The following is a 12,957-nucleotide window of genomic DNA, read 5'->3' on the forward strand; positions in this document are numbered from 1 at the left end:
TTCGCCTTGCCTGGCTCTAGCTCGCTAAATCCTGAATCGAGCCCCTCAAGAGGAGTGAGTCATGAGTGAAGCAATCAAACAACCCAGCGCCGAGCCGATGATCCTGCTGCAGGGCGTGAACAAGTGGTACGGCCAGTTCCACGTACTCAAGGACATCAACCTGAGCGTGCAGCAGGGCGAGCGTATCGTCCTGTGCGGGCCGTCCGGTTCGGGCAAGTCCACCACCATTCGCTGCATCAACCGTCTGGAAGAGCACCAACAGGGGCGTATCGTGGTCGATGGCACCGAGCTGACCAGCGACCTCAAGCACATCGAGGCGATTCGCCGCGAAGTGGGTATGGTATTCCAGCACTTCAACCTGTTCCCGCACCTCACCGTGCTGCAGAACTGCACCCTGGCGCCGATGTGGGTACGCAAGATGCCCAAGCGCCAGGCCGAGGAAATTGCCATGCACTTTCTCGAGCGCGTGCGCATCCCTGAGCAGGCCAACAAGTTTCCGGGCCAACTCTCCGGTGGTCAGCAGCAGCGAGTGGCGATTGCCCGCGCGCTGTGCATGAAGCCGAAGATCATGCTGTTCGACGAGCCGACCTCGGCCCTCGACCCGGAAATGGTGAAAGAGGTGCTCGACACCATGATCGGTCTGGCCGAAGACGGCATGACCATGCTCTGCGTGACCCATGAGATGGGCTTTGCCCGCACCGTGGCCAACCGCGTGATCTTCATGGACAAGGGCGAGATCGTGGAGGAGGCCGAACCGAACGCCTTCTTCACCAACCCGCAGAACGAGCGCACCAAGCTGTTTCTCAGCCAGATCCTGCACTGAGTCGGCTTTGCGCCATCGATCAGGGAGTCTTCAGGCTCCCTTTTTCGTTGCCTGGGTTTAACTGCGCCGCATGCGCTTGCGGAAGGCGCCCGGCGTTTCCCCGCACAATTGCTTGAAGCGCTTGGCGAAGGTCGCGCGGTCGGTGAACCCGACCTGGTTGGCGACCTGCTCCAGTGACTGCGCCGAGCCGGCCAGCGCCTGCTGTGCCAGGCTGATGCGCAGGCGTTGCAGGTAATCGCCTGGGGTCAGCCCGGTGGCCTGCTTGAAGCGGCGCAGCAGGGTACGCGGCGAACAATGCGCCTGCTGCGCAAGGCGGTTGAGATCGATCACCTCGGCGTGGTGCTCGCGTAGCCAGGTCAGCAGCGGGGCAAGGGTTTTATCGTCGCTGCTGGGCAGCAGCGGCGCGAAGCGGGTCTGCGTGCCGCGCTGGCGTTCGATCACCATGGCGCTGGCAACCTGCTGCGCCAGCCATTCACCGGCATGCAGGGCAATCAGATGCAGACACAGGTCGAGCCCGGCCTGAGCCCCGCCGGAGCAGAACAACAGGCCATCCTCGGTCAACAGCAGGTCGCTGCGCAGCTTCACCTGGGGAAAGTGCCGGGCGAAGGCGTCAGCCAGGGCCCAGTGGGTGGTCGCCTGGCGGCCATCGAGCAGGCCAGCAGCCGCCAGCAGAAAGGCGCTGCTGCACAGGCTGGCCACCTGTTGCTGGTCGCGCCGGGCCAGCCAGGGCAGCAGCTTGGCGTTGCTCTCCAGGGTACGGCTGATGGCGCTGCCGGTGGCGGGAACGATCAGCAGGTCTGCCTGTTCGGCCAACGGTAGGCCACCATCGACCTGAATTTGCGCGAAATCCAACTGTACGGGCTGGCCATCAAGGCTGAAACGCTGCAACTGAAAGTGCGTTGTGCCGGCCAGGCGATTGGCGAGACTGAAGGCATCCTGCGCCATGCTCAGGCTGGAACAGACGGTTTGTTGGCAGACGTACAAAGCGATGCGCAGCATGACGATGGCCTGGAGTGAAGTTGGCGATTATTGACACAAAGTTGTCTTTATAGCCAATCGCCACGTCCCCGCCGGATGAACAGACTGGAGTGAACCATCCTTGCGAACGTGTAGGGTGCGCTGTGCGCGCCAGTGAGCGACGCGGTGACAGCGGTGCGCGCGGCGCACCCTACGTAATGAAAAGCCTGTAGGAGCGACTCATGAGCCACCCCAATGCCGATCTGATCCAGCGTTTCTACAGCGCCTTCCAGAAACTCGATGCCGAGACCATGGCAGGCTGCTACGCCGAAGATGTGCGTTTCTCCGACCCGGTCTTCGTCGACCTGCACGGCGCTGAGGCCGGCGATATGTGGCGCATGCTGTGCAGCCGCGCCGAGGGATTCTCGCTGACCTTCGATTTGGTGCATGCCGACGATCATGTCGGCAGTGCGCGTTGGGTCGCCAGCTACCGTTTCAGCGCCACCGGTCGTCAGGTGGTCAACCACATCCAGGCGCGCTTCGTGTTTCGCCACGGGTTGATCGTCGAGCATCGCGATCATTTCGATCTATGGCGTTGGGCACGTCAGGCGCTAGGTGGCAAAGGGCTTCTGCTGGGGTGGGCACCACCGGTGCAGGCTGCCATTCGTCGACAGGCGGCACGTGGTCTGGCCCAGTTTCGCGGTACGCGCTGAGGCGGGCGAATGAACGCAGTGGTAGGCTATCCGGTCTTAGCCTTCAATAAAGAGTGCGCACATCGGGTGCCGCACCTCCACTGCCAATCGAGACCTGCCGTGACCGAATTGATCGTTGCCGTAAAACAGGCCAAAGCCTGGGGGGTCCACGCTGTTACCGCCAGCGGCGTGATCCTCGCCCTCCTGGCATTGTTGGCCGTACTCGACGGCCAGCCCAAGCAATGCCTGTTGTGGCTCGGCCTGGCGCTGCTGGTCGATGGGCTGGATGGTTCGCTGGCGCGGCGTTACGACGTCAAGGTTGTGCTGCCGCATTTCGACGGCTCGACCCTCGACCTGGTGATCGACTACCTCACCTACGTATTCATCCCCGCGATCTTCCTCTATCGCTTCATTCCGCTGCCGGATTACACGCCGCTGTTCGCCGTGGGCCTGATTCTGCTGTCCTCGCTGTTCTGCTTCTGCAACCTGAACATGAAGAGCAAGGACAACTACTTCGTCGGCTTCCCGGCGGCGTGGAACGTGGTCGTGCTGTATTTCTACATCCTCGACGTGCATCCCTGGATCACCCTGGCCATGATCGTCCTGCTGGCCGGCCTGACCCTGACCAAGATGAAGTTCCTGCACCCGTTCCGCGTGCGTCAGTTCATGCCGCTGAACATCCTCGTGACCTTCGTCTGGATGCTCTCCAGCGCATTGCTGATTCTGCAGTACCCGGTCAGTCAGTTCTGGCTGCTGGCGCTCTGGTGGTTGGCTTCAGCCTACTTCGTCGGCATGTGCCTGTGGCGCTCTGCGCGTGAGTGGTTTCCTGCTCGCGGATGAATGCAGCAGTCGAAAAAGCCTGGTTCGTCTATCTGGTGCGCGCCGCCAATGGCGCGCTGTATTGCGGCATCAGCGATGATCCGCAGCGGCGTTTCGCTCAGCACCAGAGTGGCAAGGGCGCTCGCTTCTTCCATACCAGCCCGGCGCTGGCGCTGGCCTATATCGAAGCCTGTGCCGGCAAGGGCGATGCATTGCGCCGTGAACGGGCGATCAAGCGCCTGAGCAAAAGCGCCAAAGAAGCGCTCATTCTGGCCGTTGATGGTGGCACATCAGCCTGAGGCGGTTGCGTGCACGTGCCGCGCGGGTAAGCTGAGGACTTTGATCCGACGCGGAGCGCGCCATGCATGAGTTGATCCTTCATCACTATCCGACCTCGCCGTTCGCCGAGAAGGCCCGCCTGATGTTGGGCTTCAAGCAACTGTCCTGGCGTTCGGTGATGATCCCGCCGCTGATGCCCAAGCCCGATCTCACTGCGCTGACTGGCGGCTACCGCAAGACCCCGGTGCTGCAGGTCGGCGCCGACATCTATTGCGATACCGCGCTGATCGCTCGCCGCCTGGAAGCCGAGAAGGCCACCCCGGCGCTGCTGCCCGACGCTCAGGCGTTCAATGTCAGCCTGCTGGCGCAGTGGGCCGACTCGGTGCTGTTCCAGCATGCCGCGGCGCTGGTGTTCCAACCCGAGTCGATGGCGCTGCGCTTCGCCAAGGTGCCGCCGGAGTTCGCCAAGGCCTTTGCTGCCGACCGCGGTGCGCTGTTTTCCGGCGGTACGGCGAGTCGTCTGCCACTGGAGCAGGCCAAGCATCAATGGCCGGCGCTGATGGGGGCCTTGCAGCGACAGCTGCAAGGCGGGCAAGGCGATTTCCTTTTCGGTGAAGCGTCGCTCGCCGATTTTTCCGTAGCTCACTGTTTGTGGTTCCTGCGCGGTACGCCGGTCACCGCGCCACTGGTCGACGATTACCCTGAGGTCGCCGCATGGCTTGCCCGTGTGCTCGGCTTCGGCCATGGCTCGCTGAGCGAGATGAGCAGCGAACAGGCGATCGCAGTGGCGCGTGAAGCGACGCCGGCAGCGCTGCCGAACGAAGATTTCGTCGACCCCAATGGCTTCAAGGCGGGCCAGGCGGTGAGCATCGCGGCAGTGGACTATGGTGTCGACCCGGTGCAGGGTGAGTTGCTGCATGCCGGGCGTGACGAGCTGATTCTGCGTCGCGAGGACGAGCGTGCCGGCATCGTACACGTGCACTTCCCGCGCCTGGGCTTCCGTATCGAGGCGCACTGATAGCGTCCTTAGCTCGCATGCAAGCCGGGGACGACGAGTCAGGGATGCCTGGATTGCATTCGGGTTACGTGGGTGGTCAGTGCGGGTGGATGATGATCTTTTCGTCCACCACGGCGTGCATCGTAGGCGCTGACCAACCGCCTCAACGCTGATCCGGCAGCAGAAAATTACCCAGCCCGGCGTTGTCCAGCGTCGGCACTTCGGCTTCGTCCTTGAGATCGACGCCCGAGAGCTGGCGGCGGCAGGCCTCGCGCATCAGGTACATCAGGCGGAAGGTGGCCATGCCATAGCTCAGACCCTCCAGGCGCACGTTGGAGATACAGTTGCGGTAGGCGTCGTTGAGGCCGATCCGCGGCGCGTAGGTGAAATACAGGCCCAGGCTGTCCGGCGAACTGAGGCCGGGGCGTTCGCCAATCAGGATCACCGTCATCTTCGCCCCCAGGCGCTGTCCCACTTCATCAGCCACTGCAACCCGGCCCTGCTCCACCAGGGTGACCGGCGCCAGCGACCAACCTTCTGCCTGCACCTGCTCCAGCAAACGGTCGAGAAACGGCAGGCTGTGCTTGTGCACCGCCAGCGATGACAGGCCGTCGGCGATGACGATGGCCAGGTCATAGCCCCGGCCGTGCTCGGCGGCGTAGTCATCGAGCAGGCGTGCGGCATCTTCGTGCAGGCGCCGGCCCAGATCCGGGCGTTGCAGGTAGGTGTGCCGGTCGGCGGCGGCGCTGTGCAGCAACAGCGTGGGTAACTGGCGATCATGCAGCGCTTCGCGCAGGGCGGTGTGGTCGAACGGCAGATGCACGGCGTCACGCGCCTGGGCGTGGGCGAACTGGAAATCCAGTTGCGCAGCGGTCGGCAGGCTGGTGCCGGCGCGGCCCAGGGCGATGCGTGCCGGTGTCAATTGGCGCAGTTGCTGCCAGGGGTTTGCGGTGGCGGGGGACTTTTCGCTCATGACGGCCTCGATTGATCAGGACAACTGCGCCAACGCCTGGCGAAATGCCGGGGGCAGCTCATCGCCCATGCGCAGGCGGCCACCCTGTTGCTGGAAAATCCCCATGCGCGCCAGCCAGGCCTCGAACTCTGGCGCGGCGTGCAGGCCGAGCACCTTGCGGGCGTAAAGCGCATCGTGGAAGGAGGTGGTCTGGTAGTTGAGCATCACGTCATCCGAGCCGGGAATGCCCATGATGAAGTTGATGCCCGCCGTGCCGAGCAGTGTCAGCAGCATGTCCATGTCGTCCTGGTCGGCTTCGGCATGGTTGGTGTAGCAGATGTCGCAGCCCATGGGCACGCCGAGCAGCTTGCCGCAGAAGTGATCTTCCAGCCCGGCGCGGATGATCTGCTTGCCGTTGTACAGGTACTCCGGACCAATGAAGCCGACCACGGTATTGACCAGAAACGGATTGAAGTGGCGGGCCACGGCGTAGGCGCGGGTTTCACAGGTCTGCTGGTCGACGCCGTGGTTGGCGTTGGCCGACAGCGCGCTGCCCTGGCCGGTCTCGAAGTACATCAGGTTGTTGCCGAGGGTGCCGCGCTTGAGGCTCAGGCCGGCTTCGTAGCCTTCCTGCAGCACCTTGAGGCTGACGCCGAAGCTGGCATTGGCCGCCTCGGTGCCGGCGATGGACTGGAACACCAGATCCAGCGGCGCGCCGCGCTCGATGGCAGCGATGGAGCTGGTGACGTGGGTCAGCACGCAGGATTGGGTGGGAATCTCGTAGCGCTGGATCACCGCATCGAGCATCTCCAGCAGGGTGCATACGGCGCTCATGCTGTCGGTGGCCGGGTTGATGCCGATCATGGCATCGCCGTTACCGTAGAGCAGCCCATCGACCACGCTGGCGGCGATGCCGGCCGGATCGTCGGTCGGGTGGTTCGGTTGCAGGCGGGTGGACATGCGCCCGCGTAGCCCCTGGGTGTTGCGAAAGCGGGTGACCACGCGGGTCTTCTGCGCCACCAGAACCAGATCCTGAATGCGCATGATCTTCGACACCGCTGCGACCATCTCCGGCGTCAGCCCAGGGGCCAGCGCCGTGAGGCTGGCTTCGTCGGCGTCGTCGCAGAGCAACCAGTCGCGAAACCCACCCACCGTCAGGTGGCTGACCGGGGCGAAGGCCTGGGCATCATGGGTGTCGATGATCAGGCGGGTGACTTCGTCGCTCTCATAGGGAATCAGCGCCTCCTGCAGAAAGGTCTTCAGCGGCACATTGGCCAGCGTCATCTGCGCGGCGGCGCGCTCGGCATCGCTGCCGGCCGCGACCCCAGCCAGGTAGTCGCCGGAGCGTGCCGGCGTAGCCTTGGCCATCAGTTCGCGCAGGCTGTCGAAGCGCCAGGTCTGGCCGGCCATGCTGTGGGAGTAGCTTGCCATGTATCTGTCCTCAACCAGTCTCTCTCGGTCGCCGTTGGGCAACGCCCGACGTCTGCTTGGCAGGCATCAGGCGTTGCGGCGGTTGTCAGGCCGGGCTGACCTGTGGCTTGCCTGCGACCGGGTACTCATCCTGTTCGATGATGCCGACAGCGCGATCCTGTTGCTCCAGTTCCAGCGCCTTGGGCACTGATAGCCAATAGGCCAGGCCGATGGCGGCAAAACCTGCGATCAGCTTGCCGATCAGCACTGGCAGGATGATGGTGGGCTGGAAGTTGGCCGTAAAGGACAAGTGGTCACCCAGCAGGAAGGCCGCGCAGACGGCGAAGGCGATGTTGATTACCTTGTCCTTCGGTGGCATGAAGCGCACCAGGCGGAACATGGCCAGGATGTTGGCGATGGTCGCGAGCATGCCGGCGCTGCCCACGGCGCTCAGGCCGACCTTGCTGCCCAGGTGTTCCAGCGGGCCGCCGAAGTATTTGCGCAGCAGGTAGACCATGGGGAAGGCGCCCGCCAGCATGATGCCGATGTAGCCGGCGGTTTCTAGGGCGCGGGTCTGGTCTTCGGCGTCCGCGATGATTGGGTCGAAGCCCCAGCCACCAAAGACTATGGTGAACACCCCGGTGAAGTATTCGACGATGGAGAATACCAGCACCAGTTTGATCATCGCGTCCAGGCCACGGCCGAAACCGATGAAGCCCTTGATCATCAGATCCGGCAGAAAACGCAGACCGGCAGCCAGGGCGACGACGAAGACGATGATCGGCAGCAGATTGGCGAAGATGCTGCCCAGGCCCATGGCCAGCTGATAGGTCGCCTCGCCATTGGTGGCGACCACTTCGCGGATCATCGGGTCGCTCGCCACCAGCAATACGCTGGCAATCAGTACGCCGAGCGGAATGGTCAGGATGCCGGACATGATGCCCAGTGCCATGTATTTGTGGTCACGCTTGTCGAGCATCGCAAGCCCCATGGGGATGGAGAAGACGATGGTGGCACCACCCATGAAGCCGGTGATCAGCGCCATGACCAACGCTTCCTTGCTCGACGCCAGCGCCGATGCCAGGTGATAGCCGCCCATGTCCGAGGCGATGATCATGGTCGCGGCCAGTGCCGGGTCGGCGCCGAGGGCGTTGAAAAACGGCCCGCAGGCCTTCTCGATGAGCACCGTGAGGTACGGGATGGAGGCCATGATGCCGGCCGCCGGCACGAAGATGTAGCCGGTGGCGTGGATGCCCTCCATGAACTCCTTGCCCAGGCTCTTCTCGCTGTCGTAGATGGCCGCGAAAGCCCCTGCAACGGCGCAGGCCATGATGATGTAGAGAACGTAATTACCTATTTGATCCATTGCTGTGCCCTGACTGTCTTTATTGAGTGACGGTGCGGTATTGGCCCGCTCGAACGCTGCCTTGGCCGAGCCCTCTGCGCAGAGGCAGCAGGGCCGGCTTGCGGACGATCCGAACGGGCGTGAGCCGCGTCTTGTGCATGGCAGACCGTAAACAACGGTGGATTAAAAGAACCCCAGCGGATTGATGTCATAGCTCACCAGCAGGTTCTTGGTCTGCTGGTAGTGGTCGAGCATCATCTTGTGGGTTTCACGACCGACCCCGGACTTCTTGTAGCCGCCGAAGGCAGCGTGCGCCGGGTACAGGTGGTAGCAGTTGGTCCACACGCGGCCGGCCTTGATCGCACGGCCCATGCGGTAGGCGACGTTCATGTCGCGGCTCCACACGCCGGCGCCGAGGCCGAACTCGGTGTCGTTGGCGATGGCCAGGGCTTCGGCTTCGTCCTTGAAGGTGGTCACGCCGATCACCGGGCCGAAGATCTCTTCCTGGAACACGCGCATCTGGTTGCTGCCCTTGAGCAGGGTCGGCTGGATGTAGTAACCGCTGGCCAGATCGCCGTCGAGTTTCTCCGCTGCGCCACCGGTGAGCACCTGCGCGCCTTCCTGCTGGGCGATCTCCAGGTAGCTCAAGATTTTGTCGAACTGCTGCTGCGAGGCCTGGGCGCCGACCATGGTTTCGGTGTCCAGCGGGTTGCCGCGCTTGATCTGTTTGACCTTCTTCATCACCTCGACCATGAAGGCGTCGTAGATCGACTCCTGCACCAGCGCACGCGACGGGCAGGTGCACACCTCACCTTGGTTGAAGAAGCCCAGCACCAGACCTTCGGCGGCTTTCTCGATGAAGGCCGGCTCGGCGTTCATGATGTCGGCGAAGAAGATGTTCGGCGATTTGCCGCCCAGTTCGACGGTGCTCGGGATGATGTTCTCGGCAGCGCACTTCATGATGTGCGAGCCCACAGGGGTGGATCCGGTGAAGGCGATCTTGGCTATGCGCTTGCTGGTGGCCAGCGCTTCACCGGCCTCGCGGCCAAAGCCCTGAACGATGTTGAGCACGCCCGGCGGCAGCAGATCACCGACCAGCTCAATCAGCACGGTGATGGAGAACGGCGTCTGCTCGGCCGGCTTGAGCACGATGGCGTTGCCGGCAGCCAGCGCCGGAGCCAGCTTCCACGCGGCCATCAGCAGCGGGAAGTTCCACGGGGTGATCTGCCCGACTACGCCCAGCGGCTCGTGGAAGTGATAGGCCACGGTGCCGTCGTTGATCTCGGCGGTGCTGCCTTCCTGAGCGCGGATGCAGCCGGCGAAGTAACGGAAATGGTCGGCGGCCAGCGGTACGTCGGCGTTCAGCGTCTCACGCACCGGCTTGCCGTTGTCCCAGGTTTCGGCCACGGCGAGCAGTTCGAGGTTGGCTTCGATACGGTCGGCGATTTTCAGCAGGATGTGCGAACGCTCCTGCACGCTGGTGCGACCCCAGGCGTCGGCAGCGGCGTGAGCAGCATCGAGAGCCTTGTCGATGTCGGCGGCGTTGGAGCGGGGGAATTCGCCGATTACCGAGCCATCGACCGGGCTGGTGTTGCTGAAGTACTGGCCGCTGAGCGGGGCGACGAACTCACCGCCGATGTAGTTGCCATAGCGCGGCTTGAGGGTGACGAGGGCGCCGCTGGTTCCAGGCTTGGCATAAATCATGAGCGTTCTCCGAAACGATGTTGTTGTAGTTGTACGTAGCAGGTGAGCTGACGTTCAGCCTGGGTCGATCATGAGCCGATTTCATGGGCGCAACTTGACTGCACAGGGGGCTTGCTGTCGTGCAAAGTCAACTTTGCAGGCGCCGACGCTGCCTGTGTCGTAATGGGTCAAGTCGTCTGCTGCGTTTTGGTGCGGATGTTTCAAAATGACTCACTCGCCCGGTAAGGCGGGGCACGGTGGTGGCGTTTGAACCGTGGTTTTGCGGTGCGACAGTGCAGGCGTATTTCTTGCTTGCCGAAACGCATTGTTACCAAGGAGGCCCCGATGAGTGCATTTCTCTCCCAGGCAGGTGGTTCGTTCGGCGCTTCGCTGTTGTCCGGTCCGCCGGCTAATGCGGGTGTGCTGGCGGCTGCTGCGAGTGGCTTGTGCGGCTTCATCGAAAAGCAGGGCGGTGACCCGGATCGTATCCTCGGGGTCTCCGGCATCGACCCCGAGTGCCTGCGCCATCCGACCCTGAGCCTGGCGCTGCCCAATTACTGCCAGGTGCTGGAAGAAGCCGCGCATCAGTCCGGCTGCGACAACTTCGGTCTGTACTATGGCCAGCAGTTCAAGCCGCAGGCGCTTGGCCTGCTCGGTTATATCGGGCTGTGCTCGGCGACGCTGGAACAGGCGCTGATCAACTTCGCCCGCGCCTTCCCGCTGCACCAGCGCAACAGCCTGATCCGCCTGGTCGACGAGGGCGAGTGCTACCGCTTCGACTATCAGGTACGCCATGGCGCCATTCTCAGCCGCCGCCAGGATGCCGAGTTGACTCTGGGCATGGCCCTCAACCTGGTGCGCCATGTGCTTGGCCCGCAGTGGGCGCCGCGCGCGGTGCACTTCGAACACCCACGGCCGGAGCATTGGCACGAGCACTGTAAGGTGTTCGATGCGCCGGTGTATTTCGAGCAGCCGTGCAATTCCCTGCTGATTCCCAAACGCGGCCTCGACCGCGCCATGCCGGACAGTGATCCGGTACTGCTGATGGTCATGCAGGACTCGCTGAACCAGATCAGCGCGCTATGCGGACGTGGTGAGCGGGATATGGTCAATGACGTGCGCGAGCAGATTCGCCAGCGTCTGCTGTACGGCGAGCCGGCGCTGGAAGATGTCGCGGAAATGCTCGGCATGGCCAGTTGGTCGCTGCAGCGGCGCCTGCGTGAGCAGGGGCTGAGCTTCTCGCAACTGGTGGACAACGTGCGTCGCGAACTGGCCAACCGTTACCTGCGCCAGTCGCAGCTACCCATCTCGCACCTGGCGCCATTGCTCGGCTATTCGGAAACCAGCGCCTTCTCGCGCGCCTTCCGCCGCTGGTTCGGCGTTAGCCCACGGCAGTGGCGGCGTGAGGACAGTTCGCTGAGTTGAGGTCAGTAGGCGGCGCGGATGGCGCGCACGTCGTAGCCGTGAATCACCTGACCGCGCAGGTCGATCACCGGTACACCGCGGCCGCCAAGCGCTTGGTATTGGGCGCGGCCGGCGGTATCGGTCTCGATGTTCACTTCGCGGTAGGCGATGCCATCCTCGGCGAATAACTCGCGGGTCTTGGCGCAGTAACCGCACCACGGCGTGGCGTAGAGCACGATCTCGCCGCTGGCATTGCCGGCCTGTGGCGGGTTTAGCCAGCGGTCGATCTTGTCCCAGTTCTGCCACAGAGCCAGGGCGGCGAGCAGCAGCACAATCGTCTTCATGGTTTCGCATCCTTGTGTGATGGCACGTTCCGCTCAGCGTAAACCGAGCCAGGACACTCCGCCATGTGAGGCCGTAGGGTGGGCTTCAGCCCACCAGAACGCGAGGTAGTACGCCTTCTTTGGTGGGCTAAAGCGGATCGCCGCCCGGGCCACCCTACAAATATTTCAATCCTGACGGCGCTTGAGCTGGTCCTTCAATTGGGTGGGCAACTGGCGAATGATCAGCATGTCGCGGCCTTCGTCGTACTCGACCTTGGAGCCCAGCAGGTGCGCCTCGAAGCTGATCGACAGGCCCTCGGCACGGCCGGTGAAACGCTGGAATTGGCTCAGGGTACGTTTGTCCGCCGGAAACTCCGGGGCCATGCCGTAATCCTTGTTGCGGATGTGCTCGTAGAAGGCCTTGGGGCGCTCCTCATCGATCAGTCCGGAAAGTTCTTCCAGGGTGATCGGTTCGCCCATCTTGGCCTGGCCGCTGGCGTAGCCGACCAGGGTTTTGGTCTTCTCGCGCGCCTGCTCTTCGGGCAAATCCTCGCTCTCGACGAAGTCGCTGAAGGCCTTGAGCAGGGTGCGGGTCTCGCCCGGGCCGTCGACGCCTTCTTGGCAGCCGATGAAGTCGCGGAAGTAGTCCGAGACCTTCTTGCCGTTCTTGCCCTTGATGAAGGAGATGTACTGCTTGGACTGCTTGTTGTTCTGCCACTCGCTGATGTTGATGCGCGCGGCCAGGTGCAACTGGCCGAGATCCAGGTGCTTGGCCGGGGTCACGTCCAACGCGTCGGTCACCGCCACACCTTCGCTGTGGTGCAGCAGGGCGATGGCCAGGTAGTCGGTCATGCCTTGTTGGTAGTGAGCCAGCAGCACGTGACCGCCAGTGGAGAGGTTGGATTCCTCCATCAGCTTCAGCAGGTGTTCGACGGCCTGACGGCTGAAAGCGGTGAAATCCTGCTCGCCATCGAGATAGGCCTTGAGCCTGCCACTGAACGGGTAGGCGCCGGATTCTTCGTGGAACAGACCCCAGGCCTTGCCCTGCTTGGCGTTGTAGCTCTCGTTGAGGTCGGCCAGCAGGTTCTCCATGGCTTGCGACGTGGCCAGCTCGCTGTCGCGAGCGTGAAGCACGGCAGGGCTGCCGTCGGGCTTCTTGTCGATCAGGTGGACGATGCAGTGGCGGATCGGCATGGCGGTCTCGTGGGTAAATGAAACAGGGGCGCAGTTTACCCGAAGCAGAAAATGGATTGCGGGGCTGGGTGTGGATCTA

The 12,957-nt window shown here is 63.2% G+C and carries 13 protein-coding genes; 6 read left to right on the top strand and 7 right to left on the bottom strand.

The window, feature by feature from the left end; genetic code table 11:
• The first annotated feature begins 61 nt into the window (after nt 1-61).
• Nucleotides 62-823 (top strand): amino acid ABC transporter ATP-binding protein, encoded by a 762-nt coding sequence (locus tag AAEQ75_RS13520; protein WP_017675242.1) that lies wholly within the window; start codon nt 62-64, stop codon nt 821-823.
• A 57-nt stretch (nt 824-880) separates the two neighbouring features.
• Here AAEQ75_RS13520 and AAEQ75_RS13525 read toward each other — a convergent pair whose 3' ends face one another.
• Nucleotides 881-1,822, bottom strand: a complete 942-nt coding sequence (locus AAEQ75_RS13525; protein WP_343349293.1) for a GlxA family transcriptional regulator — start codon at nt 1,820-1,822, stop codon at nt 881-883.
• A 200-nt stretch (nt 1,823-2,022) separates the two neighbouring features.
• Here AAEQ75_RS13525 and AAEQ75_RS13530 point away from each other — a divergent pair, with 200 nt between their 5' ends.
• The 4 genes from AAEQ75_RS13530 to AAEQ75_RS13545 all read left to right on the top strand — a co-directional run bounded on the left by AAEQ75_RS13530 (nt 2,023) and on the right by AAEQ75_RS13545 (nt 4,588).
• Nucleotides 2,023-2,493: a nuclear transport factor 2 family protein gene (locus AAEQ75_RS13530; protein WP_256836251.1), complete on the top strand. Its 471-nt coding sequence runs from the start codon at nt 2,023-2,025 to the stop codon at nt 2,491-2,493.
• 99 nt (nt 2,494-2,592) lie between these two features.
• Complete coding sequence (pcsA, locus tag AAEQ75_RS13535; protein ID WP_143503997.1) at nt 2,593-3,312, top strand: phosphatidylcholine synthase; 720 nt, start codon at nt 2,593-2,595, stop codon at nt 3,310-3,312.
• Nucleotides 3,309-3,590, top strand: a complete 282-nt coding sequence (locus AAEQ75_RS13540) for a GIY-YIG nuclease family protein (protein ID WP_179574362.1) — start codon at nt 3,309-3,311, stop codon at nt 3,588-3,590. Before pcsA ends, AAEQ75_RS13540 begins: the two co-directional genes overlap by 4 nt.
• Before the next feature lie 62 nt (nt 3,591-3,652).
• Nucleotides 3,653-4,588: a glutathione S-transferase family protein gene (locus AAEQ75_RS13545; protein ID WP_343349294.1), complete on the top strand. Its 936-nt coding sequence runs from the start codon at nt 3,653-3,655 to the stop codon at nt 4,586-4,588.
• A 142-nt stretch (nt 4,589-4,730) separates the two neighbouring features.
• Here the strand turns inward: AAEQ75_RS13545 and eutC are convergent, their stop codons facing one another.
• The 4 genes from eutC to exaC form a co-directional block, all read right to left on the bottom strand.
• Nucleotides 4,731-5,540, bottom strand: a complete 810-nt coding sequence (gene eutC / locus AAEQ75_RS13550; RefSeq protein ID WP_343349295.1) for an ethanolamine ammonia-lyase subunit EutC — start codon at nt 5,538-5,540, stop codon at nt 4,731-4,733.
• A 15-nt stretch (nt 5,541-5,555) separates the two neighbouring features.
• Nucleotides 5,556-6,950: an ethanolamine ammonia-lyase subunit EutB gene (locus AAEQ75_RS13555; RefSeq protein ID WP_004424195.1), complete on the bottom strand. Its 1,395-nt coding sequence runs from the start codon at nt 6,948-6,950 to the stop codon at nt 5,556-5,558.
• A gap of 85 nt (nt 6,951-7,035) precedes the next feature.
• Nucleotides 7,036-8,295, bottom strand: coding sequence for an ethanolamine utilization protein EutH (gene eutH, locus AAEQ75_RS13560; RefSeq protein ID WP_343349296.1), 1,260 nt, complete (start codon nt 8,293-8,295; stop codon nt 7,036-7,038).
• Nucleotides 8,296-8,457: 162 nt separating this feature from the next.
• Nucleotides 8,458-9,978: an acetaldehyde dehydrogenase ExaC gene (exaC, locus tag AAEQ75_RS13565; RefSeq protein WP_343349297.1), complete on the bottom strand. Its 1,521-nt coding sequence runs from the start codon at nt 9,976-9,978 to the stop codon at nt 8,458-8,460.
• Nucleotides 9,979-10,302: 324 nt separating this feature from the next.
• Between exaC and qhpR the strand changes: the two genes are divergently transcribed.
• A complete protein-coding gene (qhpR, locus tag AAEQ75_RS13570; protein ID WP_273257379.1) occupies nt 10,303-11,382 on the top strand; it encodes an AraC-like transcriptional regulator QhpR in 1,080 nt (359 codons plus the stop codon).
• Nucleotides 11,383-11,384: 2 nt separating this feature from the next.
• Here qhpR and AAEQ75_RS13575 read toward each other — a convergent pair whose 3' ends face one another.
• Both AAEQ75_RS13575 and yejK read right to left on the bottom strand, forming a co-directional pair.
• The gene (locus tag AAEQ75_RS13575; RefSeq protein WP_343349298.1) at nt 11,385-11,705 is read right to left on the bottom strand and encodes a glutaredoxin family protein; all 321 of its coding nucleotides are present in this window, start codon (nt 11,703-11,705) and stop codon (nt 11,385-11,387) included.
• Nucleotides 11,706-11,870: 165 nt separating this feature from the next.
• Nucleotides 11,871-12,878: a nucleoid-associated protein YejK gene (yejK, locus tag AAEQ75_RS13580; protein WP_343349299.1), complete on the bottom strand. Its 1,008-nt coding sequence runs from the start codon at nt 12,876-12,878 to the stop codon at nt 11,871-11,873.
• Between the last annotated feature and the right edge of the window lie 79 nt (nt 12,879-12,957).

The organism is Pseudomonas sediminis, assembly GCF_039555755.1.
Classification (GTDB): Bacteria; Pseudomonadota; Gammaproteobacteria; order Pseudomonadales; family Pseudomonadaceae; genus Aquipseudomonas; species Aquipseudomonas mendocina_D.